Genomic DNA, 16,585 nt, shown 5'->3' with positions numbered 1-16,585 from the left:
GAACGCGGCTCCTGCCGGGAACCGGCGCGACGGGAAAACGGAGTGAATTCAAACATGGGTGCGCCTCGTTGACGGTGCTTGCGCGGCGGCCCGGGCCGCCGCGCGATGCTGCTTCGCAATATTTCCGTCCACTGTAACCGCTCCCGCCGTTTTCGCGGAAACCAGCCGACACGCCGCAGGGGTTATGGCGGGGCGTCCTGCTCGTAACCTTGCGGGTTCCCCTGCTGCCAACGCCAGCCGTCCGCGCACATGGCATCCACGTCATGCGTGCTGTGCCAGCCCAGCAGCGAGGCCGCGAGGGCCGGATCCGCCCACATCCGTTCGATATCGCCAGGACGCCTGGCCTGCGTGCGCACCGGAATCCGACAGCCATTGACCCGTTCGAAGGCGTGCACCAGCTCCAGCACACTGGTGCCCTGCCCCGTGCCCAGGTTCACCGCCACGAACCCGGGATGGCCTTCCGAGTACGCCAACGCCTGCACATGCCCCTGCGCCAGGTCCATGACGTGCAGGTAGTCGCGCACTCCCGTACCGTCCACGGTGTCGTAGTCGTCGCCGAATACCCGCAGAAAGGGTTGGCGGCCCACCGCTACCTGGGTGATGAACGGGAACAGATTGTTCGGCACGTCGCGCGGGCTTTCGCCGATCTGCCCGCTGTGGTGCGCGCCGATGGGATTGAAATAGCGCAGCGTGACGGCGCTGAAGGCCGGGTCCGCGGCGCAGGCGTCGCGCAGGATTTCCTCCACCATCAGCTTGGTGCGGCCATAGGGATTGGTGGGCGCCAAGGGGTGCGCCTCGGTGAACGGCAGATAGCGAGGCTCGCCGTATACGGTGGCGGACGAACTGAACACCATGCGCGACACGCCTGTTTCGCGCATGGCGCGCAGCAGCGCCACCGAACCGCCAACATTGTTGTCGTAGTACTTGAGGGGATCGGCGACGGACTCCCCCACCGCCTTGCTGCCGGCCAGGTGCAGCACCGCCTTCACCGCCGCGCCGCGCGCGGCGGACTCGGCCAGCACGGACTCGACCAGCCCGGGGCTGCGGATGTCCCCTTCCACCAGGGGAATCTCCACACCGCACAGACGTTCGACGCGGCGCACGGCCTCGCGGCTGCCGTTGCTGAAGTTGTCCAGCACCAGCGGCCGCTGGCCCGCCGCCACCATCGCCACCAGCGTGTGCGTGCCGATATAGCCGGCGCCGCCCGTCACCAACACATGCAGGTCCGGCATGGACGCGGCCTCCTTCACAGATGCGCGGCCACACCGGGCACCCAGGCGTGGCGCGGACGCGGCGCCTGCGCGTGGCTGCGGTAGCGGTCGATCCAATACGAGGTGGACGCGTCATGCCCCCAATCCACCACGCCCGCGGACACGGGCACCGCCAACTCGCGCTCGATGCCGGTGGCCAGGCGCTTGCCGAGCTCCACGCCCCATTGGTCAAAGGGATTGATGCCCCAGACCACGCTCTGCACGAACACCTTGTGCTCGTACAGGGCCAAGAGCGCGCCCAGCCCCCGCGGATCCAGCTGGCGCAACACAATCAGGGTGGAGGGCCGTCCGCCCGGATGCACCATGTGCTGCGCCAGGCTCAGCGCGCGCTCCTGGTCATCGATGTGCGCCACGTCCATCAAGGCCTGCTCCAGGCATTTGCCGCGCAGCAGCGCCTGGCGCTGCGCGAGGCAGTTGGCCAGCAGCATGCGGTGCGCGTCCGGACTGTCCGCATGGCCCTGCAGGCTGGCGATGAAGTCCACCGGCGCGCCGTCCTCGCTTTGATGCAGCCACTGGAAGAAGGTGTGCTGGCCATCGGTGCCTGGCATGCCCCAGATAATGGGAGCCGTGGGCACGCCAACCGCCGCGCCGTCGCCCGCCACGCGCTTGCCCAGCGATTCCATTTCCAGCTGCTGCAGGTAGGTGACCAGGTGCAGCAGGCGCGCGCTGTACGCCGCGATATTCAGCGAGTTATGCCCGAGCACGCTGCAGTTGACCAGGCCCGCCAGCGCCAGCTGGATGGGCGCGTTGGACGCGAATGGCGCCTGCTGGAAGTGCTGGTCCATCGCTTCGGCGCCCGCCCGCATGCCGATCAGCACGTCGGCGCCAACCGTCAGCGCGATCGACAGGCCCGCCACCGACCAGACGGAGTAGCGGCCGCCCACCCAGTCGCACATCTTGAATATCTGGCTGGAAGGTACGCCCAGCGCGCGCGCCGCCGACACATTGGCGGTGACCGCCGCCAAATGCTCCGAAACGTCGGCCACGCCGCCCTGCTTGAGCCACGCGATGGCGGCCCGCGCATTGTGCAGCGTCTCGGCGGTGGTGAAGGACTTGGAGGACACCACCACCAGGCAGCGGCGCGGATCCAGCCCGGCCACTGCGTCATGGAAGGCATGGCCGTCGATATTGGACACGAAGCGGATCTGCCGGCGTTGCGACGCGCCTCCGAAAGCCTGGACCGCCAGGCGCGGCCCCCAATCGCTGCCGCCGATGCCGATATGCAGCACCGTATTGAAATCGGCCGTCTGGTCGACCCGGCGCACGAAGTCCGTCATGCGCGAATGCTCGCAGACGGAGTCCGCGTCCTGCCCATCGGGCTGCTCCCGCGTGCGCCCGGCGCGCAGCGCCGTATGCCAGGCCGGCTTGCCTTCGGTCCAGTTGACCGGCTCTCCCGCGAACAGCGCCTGGCGCGCATCCGCCACGCCGCGCGCCTGCAGCAGCGACATGGCCGCGGCTTCCAGCGCCGGCGACTGCCGCTGCATGCTCAGGTCCACGCACAGACCCGCTGCCTCGATGACCTTAAGCGCGGCACCATCCAGCTCCGCGGCGCGCGCGGCCTGCGCGAACGCCTGCCACTCCGGGCTGTCCGCCAGGCCCGAATTCGCCCTTAGCGCCTCAACCGCATATTTGGCCTTTCCCATCGCGTGATGCTCCTTAAAACGGTAAACGAACATGAGGGGCAATGCGCCGGAACGCGTTGCGGAAGTCCTCCTCGATACGGGCCAATGCGGCCACGGTGTCCCCTTCAAAACGCAATACCACCGTCGGTGTGGTGTTGGACGGACGCGCCAGGCCGAAGCCGTCGGCGTAGTCCACGCGGATGCCGTCCAGGTCGTTGATGGACTGCGCGCCGGGGAACTGCCCTTGCGCGCGCAGCGCCGCCACCAGATCGAACTGCTCGCCTTCCGCGGTTTCCAGCTTGATTTCGGGAGTGGCGCAGGACTGCGGCAGGCTTTCCAGCAATGCCGACGGATCTGGCGCCCCAGACAGGATCTCCAGCAGCCGCGCCGCCGCGTAGATGCCGTCGTCAAAGCCATACCAGCGCTCTTTGAAAAAGATGTGGCCGCTCATCTCGCCGGCCAGCAGCGCGCCGGTCTCCCGCATCTTGGCTTTGATCAGCGAATGGCCGGTCTTCCACATCGTCGCCTTGCCGCCGGCCTCGGTGATCGCGCGGGCCACGTGGCGGCTGCATTTGACGTCGTAGATGATTTCGGCGCCCGGGTTGCGCGACAGCACGTCGCGCGCAAACAGGATCAGCTGGCGATCCGGCCAGATGATCTGGCCCGTCTTGGTCACCACGCCCAGCCGGTCGCCGTCACCGTCGAACGCCAGGCCGACTTCGCAATCGGAATAGCGCAGGCAGTAGATGAGATCCTGCAGGTTCTGCGGGTCGGCCGGATCCGGATGGTGGCCGGGGAACGAACCGTCGACCTCGCAGAACAGCTCGACCACTTCGCAGCCAAGGGCGCGGAACAACGCCGGCGCCGCGGCGCCGGCCACGCCATTGCCGCAATCGATGGCGATCTTCATGGGCCGCGCCATGCGGATGTCGCCCATCAGGCGTGCCGTATAGCACGGCATGATCTGCATCTGCGTGCGCCCGCCCGCGGCGCTGGCCGACTCGATCGGCAGGCGCATTGCGTCGCGCAGCGCGGTGATGCCTTCGCCATACAAGGACGCGCCGTCCAGCACGATCTTGAAGCCGTTGTGCGCGGGCGGATTGTGGCTGCCCGTGACCGCGATGCCCGCGCCCGTGTCCATCAATCGTGTCGCGAAGTACACCATCGGCGTGGTGGCCATGCCGATGTCGATGACATGCATGCCGGTCGAGCGCAGGCCTGCCTGCAAGGCGGCCGCCAGCTCGACGCTGCTCAGCCTGCCATCCCTCCCCACCACGATCGACCGGGCCCCTTGCTCCCGCGCCTGGGTCCCCGCCGCCATCCCCAGGCTGTGCGCAAACCGCGCGTCGATCTCGTCCGGCACTGTGCCGCGTATGTCATAAGCCTTGAAAACCGCATCCAGAATTTGCGGCGTATCCCAGCCAAAAGTTCCGTGCATGCCAGTTTCTCCGGGTGGCGTTTATTTAGGGCCGTTCTGTTTGAAATCGCCGTAATACGCCGCACGGGAGTAGCGATAACTGCCGTACTTGGACCGGAAGCCGAAGCGTTCCGGCAGGAGTTTGAGACCGTTAAAGAGCACGCCATCCACGGGCGCGCCGGCCTGGATCAGGCGCTTGGCCGTTTCACGGATTTCCCCCACCGTGTTCATGCCCGAGCGCACCACCACCATTACCGCGGCGGCATGCGTGCCGACCACGGCCGCGTCCGGAGACGACAGCACGGGCGCCGTGTCCAGGATGACCATGTCGTACTGCGATGCGAGCTCGCGCAGGGTTGCGCCAAAAACGGGCGAGGCCAGCAGTTCGGAAGGGTCGAAGGTGACCGCGCCCGTGGCGATGAAGTCCACGCCCTCGGACACGCTGTGCTTGCGGACCTGGGTCAACGGTATCGTGCCCGACAGGACTTCGAACAGGCCGTCCTCCTTGGGCACGCCGAAGTAGCGGTTGAGCTGGCCCTTGCGGAAGTCAGCGTCGATCAGCAGCACCCGCTTGCCCACGCCGCCCTGGATGAAGGCGAAGTTGGCCGACAGGAACGACTTTCCCACGCCCGCCACCGGGCCGGTGAACATGACCATGTTGTTGGCGGACTGGCGCAGCGACGCCTGCAGCACGTTGCGGAACGATCTCAGGCTTTCTATGGGTGGCGCGTTGCCCTGGCTCTGCGCAAGCAGCGCGGGCACCATCGCGTTCTTGCGCCGGCTGCGCCGCCACAGCTTGTCCTGCATGTCGCTGTACGGGATGGCGGCCAGCACCGGCAAGCCGGTATGGCGCTCGACGTCGTCGGGTTCGGACAAGCCGCCGAACAGGGCGTTGCGGACAAAGGCGCAGAGCATGCCGAAGATGAGGCCGAAGGCGGTCGCCACGCCGATGATGATGGCGGCCTTCGGGCGTACCGGCTTGTCGGGCTGCACCGCCGAGTCCAGGATGCGCACGTTGCCCACCTTGCCCGCACGGATCAGGCGCAGTTGCTGGGCGTTGTTGAGCAGCGCAGTGTAGAGCTCGGTGTTGACGCGCACGTCGCGCACCAGGCGCACCACGTCCTGCTCCAGGTCGGGAAGCTGCCGGATGTTGTTGCCGATGCGGTTCACGTCCCCGGTCAGGCCCGCGATCTGGCGATCCAGCGACACGATGGCCGGGTGGGTCGGCGCAAAGCGCGTGATCATCTCCTGACGCTTGGAGCGCAGTTCCATCACCTTCGTCTGGGCGTCCACCGATTGCGCGAGGATGAGCTTGGCCTCTTCGCTCAGGTCGATGGTTCCCCGCTTGTTGCGCAAGGAGTTGTACTTGGTCTCGGCCGCGTCCAATTCGCCCTTGAGCACCGGCAGCTGCTGTTCAAGGAACACCAGGGACTTCTCGGCCTGCGCCGACTTGCGGTTCACGTTCTGCTGCACGTACTCCTGGCCGATCTGGTTCAGCACCGCCGTGGTCAGCGCGGGATCATTGCCTTCCAGCGTGACGCCGATCACGCCCGAGGTCCGGCCGCGCTCGAAAATTCCCAGCCGCGACTGCACGTCCTCGATGGCGGCAAGGCGCGAGCTGCGCGATACGGTGAACTCGGTGCCCGGACGGCCGGTCAAGGCATCGATGTGCACGTCCATGGCGCCGCCGCCGGGCAGCCGGAAGTGCTCGGGCTTGCCCACGGTGCCATTGAACGTGGCGCCGGTGAATTTGTCGCTCAAGGTGTAGCGGCCTTCTCCCAGCGTGGTGACGCGAAAGGGCTTGCCCAGCCACTCGTTGGGCACGTCCAGCTGCGAAATCGCAATGGCCTCGCCGCCCCAGGCATAGCCGCCGCGCGGGAAGCTCGACGGATACGGCAGGCTCTCGTAGCGCTGCGCCAGCCATTCGCCGATCACAGGGAAGTAGCGCGGCTTGGCCTGGATGTACAGCAGGAACTTGTCGACAGCGGGGCCTACGACCATGCGCGAGCGCAACACTTCCATTTCGCCCGACGTCTCGGCCTTGGTATCGAACATGGAAGAGACGTCGCCAAGCAGGCTGCGGCTTTGCCCCTGGGGCATTTCCTCTTCCACCTGCACGATGATGTCAGCCGAGTAGACCTTGGGCGTGACCATCACATAGGTCAGCGCTCCCAATAATGCGAGCAGAGTGATCGCAATGATCATCCACCGGTTGGAGAAGATGGCGTCCACGTGGGACGTCAACGGAGTTTCCTGCTGACGAGCCGGCACGGACGGCTCGAACGATTCGATGGGCAACGACATGCAGCTCTCCAGAGAAGACGCCGCCGCGGTCGCGGCGTCCCCAGGCGTGGTTTAAGGCGGACTAATCTATGGCTTTCACGGTCTGTACCGTTTGCGCGCTCGGGAACAGGTTGCTGATGAAGCGGTTCCACCGCACCAGGCCGGCCGAGTCCACAAACACAACATCTTTGGGTTGCAACTCGAACTTCTCCGCCACCGCAAGGTTCTGCGGCGAGCCGGCGTTCAGGTGGAACACCAGCGGCGTCGCTTGCTCCGTGCTGCGTACAACGAATATCTGCGACGGATTCGAGGTCAGCTGGTTCGGTCCTCCGGCCAAGCCCAACGCCTCGGTCAACGACATGCGTCCGTCACGCATCACTGCAGCGGTAGGCAAGGTCACCTCGCCCATCACGAACACCTTGCTGTCGTCGCGCGGCGTCACTCTGACGATGTCGCCCGACTTCAGCAGCACTTGATTCAGGTCCTGTCCACGCTCGATCAGGGCCGGCACGTTCACGCGAGTACGGCGTCCATCGCGGATCACGTACACTGCGCTGCGATCTCCCGTCGGCAAAATGCCTCCGGCCCTGTTGATGGCTTCCAACAGGGTCATCGGAATATCGTTGATCGCAATCGCACCCGGCGTCTTGACCTCGCCGTCCACGTAAACGCGCTTGCTGCGATATCCCAGAACGCGTACGGTGATCTGCGGATCCTGGATGTACTTGCTTGAACTATTCACTATGAGATTGCGCGCCTGAAGTTCCGTCAAGCCGGCCACTTTCAGCAATCCCGCATAGGGAAATTGGATATATCCAGTGGATGAGACCGTATAGCCCGGAATGCCCGAGGCGGTATCCCCAATGGCTAGTTCGGTCACCCCAGTCCCGATGGCGTAGGTTTGCGTCGGAAGGACGAGTTCAGGGTGGTCCCACACGACGATCGAGAGTATGTCTCCCGGTCCGATGAGGTAGGGTCCGGACTTTCCGTAAAGCTTGTCGACACCTTCGTTGTCGAGCAATGCCTGGCGCGCGCGCTGATCCTCAAGCACCAGCGACGGCGTAATTTCCTTGATCACGGCCTTTGAATTCGGGTCCAGAGGATCCGCGAGCTGATTGGCGTCAAAGGTCATACCGGGAGACAAGGCGCAAGCGCCCAGCGAGGACACGAGCGCGATAGCGGCTATGGCTCGGCTCAACGTTCCGAAAAATGTCGTCATGGCAAATCCACTTGTGAATGACTTCGTTGCTTGGAGTGAGCCCGATGCGTAACGGGTTGCGACATTCCACTCTCTTTTCCTAGCCCCGCACATTCGACGGATGTCCTAAGCCTTCTCCTACATCGTTTGGAGGTTTCGGGTGCGTTGCGCACTCAATAAGATTTTGTCGGTAGCCACAAGCTTTGCGGCAGCGCACCGTTTTTGCCTTCCGCACGGCGGCTCCCCACGAACAGGAGTGCGCGATGGACCCGTCCCAAACGGACACGTCGTCTAGATTCAGCGGAGCAAGCTATCTCTACCGCTTGCTCGATGCCGCGATCGTCATTGCCTGCGGCCTGACTGCCACCGGCTTGAAGTTCTCGGACGATGCCTTGGCGGATCCTCCGCAGATCCATCTGTTCCTTATCTACCTGTGCGGGCTGGGCGTCGTCGCCATCTTCCCGGCCTTCCGGCTATATGTATCGTGGCGCGGCCGGCTGCTCACCGACCTGGTCGTGCGCAGCCTGGCGGCCTGGGCGGTGGTTTTCGCGCTGGGCATCTGCATCAGTTTTCTCATGCACCAGACCGCCGCGATATCCCGCATGTGGGCGGCTACATGGTTCGTCATGTCGGCGCTGACACTGGCAGGCTTACGCATTGCGGTCTACGCGGTACTGGGCGCGGCGCGCGACCGGGGGCTGGACCGCAAGCGCGTGCTGCTGGTGGGCTTCGGCGCGCTGGGCCACGACCTGTGGCGCCGGGTGGAGCAATACCGCGGCGCAGGCTACGAAGTGGCAGGGATCTATGCCGAACCGCATGAGAACCTGCCGCCGCAAGTGCGCCGCCTGCATGACCTGGACGGGTTGCATGGCTTCGTGCATGAGCACAACGTCCGGGAGATCTGGATCGTGCTGCCGATGGAAGCCGGCCAGGAACTGCGCGAAGTCCTCTATCACCTGCGCAACGACCTGGTGGATATCCGCTGGATTCCCGATGTGATGTCCATCCAGCTGCTGGGGCACCGCATCGGCGAATTCCTGGGCCTGCCGGCCATCCAGCTCAATAGCCTGCCTGCCGCGGGCGTGCGCGGCCTGGCCAAGGAAATCTTCGACCGCAGCTTTGCCCTCTGCGCGCTGATAGGGCTGTCGCCGGTGATGCTGACGGTGGCTCTCTTGGTGAAGGCGACCTCGCGCGGGCCCGTGTTCTTCACCCAGCCGCGGCTGGGCGTCGATGGCAAGGTATTCCACGTCTATAAGTTCCGCACCATGACCGTGCACCAGGAACAAGGCGTGGTCACCCAGGCGACCCGCAACGACGCTCGCGTCACGCGCATCGGCGGCTTTCTCAGGCGCACCAGCCTGGACGAACTGCCGCAGTTCCTGAATGTGTTGCTGGGCGACATGTCGGTGGTGGGACCCCGCCCCCATGCGCTGGAGCACAACGAAATGTACAAGGACCTGGTGCAGCGCTACATGATGCGCCACCGCGTCAAGCCCGGCATCACGGGATGGGCGCAGGTCAATGGCCTGCGCGGGCAAACGGACACGCTGCGCAAGATGAGCGACCGGGTCGAGCACGACATCTATTACATCCAGCACTGGACGTTCAGGATGGACCTGCAGATCATCGCCCGCACGGCGATCTCGGGATGGACGGGCCGCAATGTCTACTAAACCTTTGGGATGGCCCGAGCGCCAGAAGGCCGCCACGCGCGGCGGACTGCTTGCCCAGGCGGAGTTCCGCCAGGCGGTGGAGATGTTGCCCCTGGTGTCCATCGACCTGCTCCTGCGCGACGCCGCCGGCCGCTACCTGACCGGCTTGCGGGCCAATCCGCCCGCCCAGGGCGCCTGGTTCGTGCCGGGCGGGCGCATCCGTAAGAACGAAACGCTGCGCGACGCGCTGCGCCGCATCGCCCGCGACGAACTCGGCGTGCCGGAGACGGAACTGTCCTGGACTCCTCGCGGCGTCTATGAACACTTCTATGGCACCAATTTCGCGGGTGAAGCCGGACGCTCCACCCACTACGTCGTCCTCGCCTATGAGGCGGAGCTTTCTTTGGACATTTCCAGCCTGCCCCAGGCCCAGCACCGCAGTTACCGCTGGTTGCCCGCGGAGGCCATCGCCGCCGATCCCGGCGTGCACCCCTACACCCAGGCCTACTTCAAGGAGTGAGCGCCATGACCAACCCCCCTCCCCCGTACCGGGCAGTCATACTTTGCGGTGGATCAGGCTCGCGCCTGTGGCCGTTGTCGCGGGAACTGCTGCCCAAGCAGTTCATCCGTTTGACCGATGACCGCAGCCTGTTGCAAAACACCTTGCTGCGCTTGGGTTCGGCCGGCGCCGAGGCCAGGCCCACCCTGGTATGCAACGACGCCCACCGCTACATCGCCGCGGAGCAGGCGCTGGAGCTGGGCATCAAGGACGTAGAGGTGATCCTGGAGCCGTACGCGCGCAACACCGCGCCGGCGATCGCCGCGGCCACCCTGCGCGCCATGCGCGACGGGGAGGACCCCGTCATGCTCATCATGCCGTCAGACCACGTGCTGGAAGACGGCGAGGTGCTGCGCGCGGCTTTCGCCGAAGCCTACCGGGCCGCCCTGCAGGGCGCGCTGGTGACCTTCGGGATAACCCCCACCGCGCCGCTCAGCGGCTATGGCTACATCCAGGCGGACGAGCCCGGGGTCATGGCGCCGGCGCGCCGCGTGCGCCGTTTCGTCGAAAAGCCATCTCCCGAAGTCGCGCAACGCTTCATCGACGATGGGGGCTATTACTGGAACAGCGGCATGTTCGCCTTCCAGGCCTCGGTGTTCCTGTCGGAAATGGCGCGCCTGGCGCCCAAAATGCTGGAACAGGTACAGGCGGCGGTGGCCATCGGGCACGGGGAAAACTCGCTCTTCCACCTGGACGGGCCTTCCTTCGAGGCCTGCCCCAGCGACTCCATGGACTACGCCATCATGGAACGGACCGACAGCGCGGTGGTCATCCCGCTGGCGGCCTCCTGGAGCGACGTCGGCGCCTGGGACGCGGTCTGGGGCATCGCCCAGAAGACGGTGGAAGGCAATTCCACGACGGGCGACGTCATGGTGGAGGATTCACGCAACTGCCTGATCCACTCCACCAGCCGGCTGGTTGCATCGGTGGGCCTGGACGACATCGTCGTGATCGAAACCGCGGACGCCGTGCTGGTGGCGCACAAGTCGCGCTCACAGGACGTCAAGCGGCTGGTCGAGATTTTCAAGACGCAGCACCGCTCCGAACTGAACCATCACCGCGAGGTGCAGCGGCCCTGGGGTTCCTACGATTCGGTGGGCCAGGGGCCGCGCTACCAGGTCAAGCGCATCACGGTGAAGCCCGGCGCGCGCCTGTCCTCGCAGATGCACCATCACCGCGCGGAGCACTGGATCGTGGTTTCGGGCACGGCCCGGATCTACAACGGCGACAAGCAATATCTGTTGACCGAAAACCAGTCGACCTACATTCCGCTGGGCGAAATCCACAGCCTGGAGAATCCCGGAAAGATCCCGCTGGAGATCATCGAGGTGCAATCGGGGGCCTACCTGGGCGAAGACGACATCGTCAGATTCCAGGATATGTATGGCCGTGTCTAAGGATGAAGAACCCTCACGCTCCGCGCGCTCGCTGCCCCCCGAGGGGGCGCCTTTCGCCTTGGGGCGGCCCGGCGGCGTAGGGGAAGACCCCCCGCGCCACGCGCGCTCCGCGCGCTCGCTGCCCCCCGAGGGGGTGCCTTTCGCCTTGGGGCGGCCCGGCGGCGTGGGGGAAGAGCCCCCGCGCCACGCGCGCTCCGCGCGCTCGCTGCCCCCCGAGGGGGTGCCTTTCGCCTTGGGGCGGCCCGGCGGCGTGGGGGAAGAGCCCCCGCGCCACGCGCGCTCCGCGCGCTCGCTGCCCCCCGAGGGGGTGCCTTTCGCCTTGGGGCGGCCCGGCGGCGTAGGGGAAGAGCCCCCGCGCCACGCGCGCTCCGCGCGCTCGCTGCCCCCCGAGGGGGCGCCTTTCGCCTTGGGGCGGCCCGGCGGCGAAAGGGGGTTCTGGCGACCGGGAATGGCGCGGATCTGTCTGCCGGCGGCGGCGCTGTTTTTTGTCGTGCTGGTGACGGTGGGCAATCTGCCGGGCCTGGCCGCCGAGATGTCGGATGCGTTTGGGGACAAGCGCCTGCATCTTGCGGCTTACGCCTTCCTGACTACGTTGATCTATTTCTCGGTCAACCGGCGCCCGGCGCTGACGGCCCTTCTGGGGGTCGCTGCCCTGGGTGCACTGGATGAAGCAATCCAGTCCTTTGTTCCGTATCGACAGGCTGATTTATTAGACCTTTTGGCCGATATCTCCGCGGCTGGTGCAACAGTAATCTCATTGCACATTGGTACCGCAGCCTTCGGCTCCTTTCGTGCAGTCACTAAGTCTTAAGGATACAACCATGCCAAAACGGGCACTGATTACCGGCGTTACCGGCCAAGACGGGGCCTATCTGGCGGAGTTTCTGCTGGCCAAGGGCTATGAGGTCCACGGCATCAAGCGGCGTGCTTCGCTGTTCAATACCGCGCGGATCGACCATCTTTACCAGGATCCGCACGACCAGCCCCGCAATTTCGTGCTGCATCACGGCGATATGACCGACTCTTGCAGCCTGATCCGCATCGTGCAGTCGGTGCAGCCCGACGAGATCTACAACCTGGCCGCACAAAGCCATGTCGGCGTCTCGTTCGAAGAGCCCGAATACACGGCCAACGCCGACGGCCTGGGAACCTTGCGCCTGCTGGAAGCCATCCGCATCCTGAAGCTGGAAAACAAGGCCCGTTTCTACCAAGCCTCCACCTCGGAGCTGTATGGCCTGGTGCAGGAAACGCCTCAAAAGGAAACGACACCGTTCTATCCGCGCAGCCCGTATGCGGCAGCCAAGCTGTACGCCTACTGGATCAGCGTGAACTACCGCGAAGCCTACGGCATGTACGCCTGCAACGGCATCCTGTTCAACCACGAATCGCCCAAGCGCGGCGAGACCTTCGTGACGCGCAAGATCACCCGCGGCCTGGCACGCATCGTACTCGGCCTGCAGGAGTGCCTGTACCTGGGCAACCTGTCCGCCCTGCGGGACTGGGGCCATGCCCGCGATTACGTCGAAATGCAGTGGCTGATGCTGCAGCAGGATACGCCGGAGGACTATGTCATCGCGACCGGCATGCAGTACAGCGTGCGCGAATTCATCAATACCGCCGCCCGCGAGCTGGGCATCCTGCTGGCCTGGGAAGGCGAAGGCCTGGAAGAGACCGCCACCGTGCTGTTCTCCCCGGTGCACGACATCAAGCCGGGCCAAGTCATCGTCCGGGTGGACCCGCGCTACTTCCGTCCCACGGAAGTGGAGACCCTGCTGGGCGATCCGACCAAAGCCCGCGAAAAACTGGGATGGTCGCCCCGCACTTCCTTCGCGCAGCTGGTCAAGGAAATGGTGGAAAGCGATCTGCGAGATGCGCGGCGCGATGCCCTGGTCGAACAGAACGGCTACGAAATCTACGCCTACAAGGAGTAGCACGACATGACGAACCTGGAGCAACGCGTCTTTGTCGCCGGCCATCGCGGCATGGTGGGCGCCGCGATCACGCGCGAATTGCAGCGCCGCGGCTACCGTAACGTGCTGACCCGAGGCCGGGAAGAGCTGGACCTGGAGAACCAGAACCAGGTCAACCGCTTCTTCTCGACCACGCCGGTCGACGTGGTGTACCTGGCCGCGGCCAAGGTTGGCGGCATCCTGGCCAACCAGACGCATCCGGTGGAGTTCCTGTACAAGAACCTGATGATCCAGTGCAACGTGATCCGCGCCGCGTATGCGGCCGGGGTGCGCAAGCTGCTGTTTCTGGGTTCGTCATGCATCTACCCGCGCGAAGCTCCCCAGCCGATCCGCGAGGACGCCTTGCTGACGGGGCCGCTGGAAGCCACCAACGAGCCCTATGCCATCGCCAAGATCGCGGGCTTGAAGCTGTGCGAGGCCTATCAGCGAGAGTTCGGCGCGCGCTTCATCTGCGCCATGCCGACCAATCTCTATGGCCAGCACGACAACTACGACCTGCACAGCAGCCATGTGCTGCCCGCGCTGATCCGAAAATTCCACGAAGGCCGGGAAGCCGAACAGGAAAGCGTGACGATCTGGGGCACCGGAACCCCGCTGCGGGAATTCCTGTACGTGGACGACCTGGCCCAAGCCTGCGTCATGCTGATGGAACACCCGCAAGCCGAAGGCATCTACAACATCGGCGCCGGGCAGGACATCTCGATCGCCGAGCTGGCCAAGCTCGTGGCCCGCGTGGTCGGCTACGAAGGCAGCATTGTCTACGACACGAGCAAGCCCGACGGCACGCCGCGCAAGCTGATGGACTCGGCGCGCGTGCAAGCGCTGGGCTGGAAACCGGAGACATCACTGACGCATGGCATCACGCTGGCTTACGGCCACTTCCTGCGTGAACGCACGCAACATGCGCTGCCCGTGGCCTGACGGCCTCGCCAGAACCTTCATGTCGACAGGCCTCACCCATGCTCGGATTCCTCAGGAAACACATCGCCGGCAATGCCTCCTTCTGGGGGCTGGTGGAGTATGGCATCGGCCCGGTCGCGGCGCTGGTGGCCCTGCCGATCCTGTTCCGGCAGCTGGGGACCGTGGGCTTCGGCCAGTATTCCATGATCATCGCGTTGGCCGGGTTCGGCAACGCCGCCAATCTTGGCGCGGCCGTGACGGCCACCAAACTGGTGTCCGAACGCATGCACGAGCCGGGCGGGGCCTATCGCGCAGCAGGCGTGAGCATGTCCCTGATCGGCTGCGCGCTGGCGGTCGTGACTTTGGCCGCGGTGCTGCTGTGGGGAGTCGTGGGCCTGGGATGGCCCGAGGCCACCTTTGGCGGCGTGGCGGTGACGATGCTGGCCATGCCGGCGCTGGCCATCTACCTTACCCAGCAATATGACCAGCTTTTCTCCGGCTGCCTGAAGGGACGCGAAGACTTTCGCGCCACGGCCCTGTGCGAAGTCTTCAGCCGGACCGGCACCATGGGCCTGGCCTGCGCTGCGGCCTGGATGACGGCATCGCCCACCTGGACGGGCCTGGCGCAGGCGCTGGGGCTGCTGGTGGCGGGTAGCGTGAAGATGCGCGTATTCGCCCGCACGTATGGCCGCATCGTGGTGCGCCCGGTGCGCGACCGCGCCGCCATGATGGACGCCTTCAGATTCTCGCGCTGGTCGTGGCTCAACAGCCTGAGCGCCCTGGCCTTCGGGTCGGTGGACCGGGTGCTGGTCGGCAGCCTCATGGGGCCGGCGGCGCTCGCGATCTACACGGTCGGCGTGCAGGTCGGACAGATCATCCATACCGCGTCGGTCGCCATCTTCCAGAAGGCCATGCCGCGCGTCACCCGCCTGTCGGTCTCACCGCCCTATCCCGGCGCGGTGGAACGCGAGATCCGCCGCATGATGCTGTGGAACCTGGCGCTGTCGGCCAGCGCCACGCTGGCGGTGCTGGCGGTCAGCCATCCTCTTCTGAACCTGCTGCTCGGAGACAACGTCGCCACCGGCCATCTGGGAACGTTCCAGTTGCTCATCGTGGCCTCCGGGCTGCTGTCGCTGAACGCCGCCGCGCACTTTTCGCTGCTCGGGCTCGGAAACTCGCGCGCCGTCGCCATCCTGAACGGCCTGGGCGGGCTGGCGATGCTGTGCGTCATGGCGGGACTGGTACACGCGGCGGGCGAACACGCCGCGGCATGGGGCCGCATGGCCTACGCGGCGATCACGCTGGCCGGCGTGGCTCTCGCCATCCGTCAATCCCGCCCAGACTTTCCGGGCGCGTTGCCTGCGGCCACCCGTTAATTCACATGCTGAGGTCCTACATGCGCAAGCGTCATAACGATTATTCACGGCAGCTCATCGACTTTGTCCGCGAGTTGCGGCCGCCGGCGCCCATCGCGGGCAGCCTGTTGCCGAAAGTGACCATCGTGACCCCTTCGTTCAATCAGGCCCGCTTCCTGGAACGCACCATTCTGTCCGTGCTGAACCAAGGCTATCCGCGACTGGAATACATCATCATCGACGGCGGCTCCACCGACGGCAGCGTGGACATCATCCGCAAGTACGAACGCTACCTGACGTACTGGGAAAGCACGCCGGACCGCGGCCAGTCGCATGCGATCAATAAGGGCTTCGAACGCGCCACGGGCGACTATGTGGGCTGGCAGAACTCCGATGACCTGTACTTCCCCGGCGCTCTGCGCAAGCTGGGCGCGGCCGCCTCCAAGGGGCGCGCGCCTATCGTCAGCGGCAACCTCTTCGTGGCGGACGCGGACAACAACATCTTCCGCAAGATCCATTACACGCCCGTCAACCGCGGCACGCTCACGGTCGTCAAGGCGTCCATCCCGAACCAGTCCGCCATCTTCCGCCGGGACCTGCTGCAAAAGTACGGGCTCTTGCAGGAAAGCATGCGCTATTGCATGGACCTGGAGCTGTGGAGCCGGCTGCTGCGCGAGGGCAAGAACCTGATCGTGCCGGACGCCATGGGCGTTTACACCGCCCACGACGAAACCAAGACGGCGCTGATGCAGGACGTGCTGCTGGAAGAGCGCGAGCAGATCGTCACGCGCATCCGCCGCACGGAACCCGGCCTGGGCAAGCTGTTCGAGCTTTCCTGCCGGGCTTCCAAGGTGGCCGCGCATGCGCGCCAGGGCGACCTGTCCTATCTGTTCGAAAAGCTGACCACCAAGATCTTCGGACGCGATGACTGGGCTGCGCATTAGCCCTACAGCCCACACCG

The 16,585-nt window shown here is 65.4% G+C and carries 13 protein-coding genes; 8 read left to right on the top strand and 5 right to left on the bottom strand.

The annotated features are described in order from the left end of the window. Positions 1-182: 182 nt before the first annotated feature. The 5 genes from galE to VCS63_RS19560 form a co-directional block, all read right to left on the bottom strand. On the bottom strand, positions 183-1,232 hold the full coding sequence (galE, locus tag VCS63_RS19580; RefSeq protein WP_238913483.1) for a UDP-glucose 4-epimerase GalE: 1,050 nt from the start codon (positions 1,230-1,232) through the stop codon (positions 183-185). A gap of 14 nt (positions 1,233-1,246) precedes the next feature. Then, positions 1,247-2,914, bottom strand: a complete 1,668-nt coding sequence (gene pgi, locus VCS63_RS19575) for a glucose-6-phosphate isomerase (protein WP_063641148.1) — start codon at positions 2,912-2,914, stop codon at positions 1,247-1,249. A 13-nt stretch (positions 2,915-2,927) separates the two neighbouring features. Next, on the bottom strand, positions 2,928-4,331 hold the full coding sequence (locus tag VCS63_RS19570) for a phosphomannomutase/phosphoglucomutase (protein WP_323880790.1): 1,404 nt from the start codon (positions 4,329-4,331) through the stop codon (positions 2,928-2,930). Positions 4,332-4,352: 21 nt separating this feature from the next. Then, positions 4,353-6,614 (bottom strand): GNVR domain-containing protein, encoded by a 2,262-nt coding sequence (locus tag VCS63_RS19565; RefSeq protein WP_063961673.1) that lies wholly within the window; start codon positions 6,612-6,614, stop codon positions 4,353-4,355. A gap of 61 nt (positions 6,615-6,675) precedes the next feature. Then, positions 6,676-7,812: a polysaccharide biosynthesis/export family protein gene (locus tag VCS63_RS19560; RefSeq protein WP_042794429.1), complete on the bottom strand. Its 1,137-nt coding sequence runs from the start codon at positions 7,810-7,812 to the stop codon at positions 6,676-6,678. A 242-nt stretch (positions 7,813-8,054) separates the two neighbouring features. On the opposite strand from VCS63_RS19560, the gene VCS63_RS19555 reads away from it, so the two are divergent. From VCS63_RS19555 to VCS63_RS19520, 8 genes are all read left to right on the top strand, one after another. Further along, positions 8,055-9,464: an undecaprenyl-phosphate glucose phosphotransferase gene (locus VCS63_RS19555; protein ID WP_063641146.1), complete on the top strand. Its 1,410-nt coding sequence runs from the start codon at positions 8,055-8,057 to the stop codon at positions 9,462-9,464. Between the two features lie 46 nt (positions 9,465-9,510). Beyond that, positions 9,511-9,963, top strand: coding sequence for a GDP-mannose mannosyl hydrolase (locus tag VCS63_RS19550; protein WP_157123420.1), 453 nt, complete (start codon positions 9,511-9,513; stop codon positions 9,961-9,963). 5 nt (positions 9,964-9,968) lie between these two features. After that, complete coding sequence (locus tag VCS63_RS19545) at positions 9,969-11,399, top strand: mannose-1-phosphate guanylyltransferase/mannose-6-phosphate isomerase (RefSeq protein WP_278488700.1); 1,431 nt, start codon at positions 9,969-9,971, stop codon at positions 11,397-11,399. A 448-nt stretch (positions 11,400-11,847) separates the two neighbouring features. Further along, complete coding sequence (locus VCS63_RS19540; RefSeq protein ID WP_042794432.1) at positions 11,848-12,210, top strand: VanZ family protein; 363 nt, start codon at positions 11,848-11,850, stop codon at positions 12,208-12,210. 10 nt (positions 12,211-12,220) lie between these two features. Next, positions 12,221-13,330 (top strand): GDP-mannose 4,6-dehydratase, encoded by a 1,110-nt coding sequence (gene gmd / locus VCS63_RS19535; protein WP_013395110.1) that lies wholly within the window; start codon positions 12,221-12,223, stop codon positions 13,328-13,330. A 6-nt stretch (positions 13,331-13,336) separates the two neighbouring features. Next, entirely contained in the window at positions 13,337-14,290 is a 954-nt protein-coding gene (locus VCS63_RS19530) for a GDP-L-fucose synthase family protein (RefSeq protein ID WP_042794433.1), read from the top strand. Between the two features lie 38 nt (positions 14,291-14,328). Continuing rightward, a complete protein-coding gene (locus VCS63_RS19525) occupies positions 14,329-15,645 on the top strand; it encodes a lipopolysaccharide biosynthesis protein (RefSeq protein WP_063961672.1) in 1,317 nt (438 codons plus the stop codon). A 20-nt stretch (positions 15,646-15,665) separates the two neighbouring features. Further along, positions 15,666-16,568 carry a glycosyltransferase family 2 protein gene (locus VCS63_RS19520; RefSeq protein ID WP_042794434.1) on the top strand — a complete coding sequence of 301 codons (903 nt, stop codon included), beginning with the start codon at positions 15,666-15,668 and terminating at the stop codon, positions 16,566-16,568. The last annotated feature ends 17 nt before the right edge of the window (positions 16,569-16,585 follow it).

The organism is Achromobacter sp. D10 (genome assembly GCF_035282245.1).
Classification (GTDB): domain Bacteria; phylum Pseudomonadota; class Gammaproteobacteria; order Burkholderiales; family Burkholderiaceae_B; genus Achromobacter; species Achromobacter insolitus.
The sequence above is the reverse complement of the archived record's forward strand: the minus strand, read 5'-3'. Positions and strand labels throughout refer to the sequence as shown.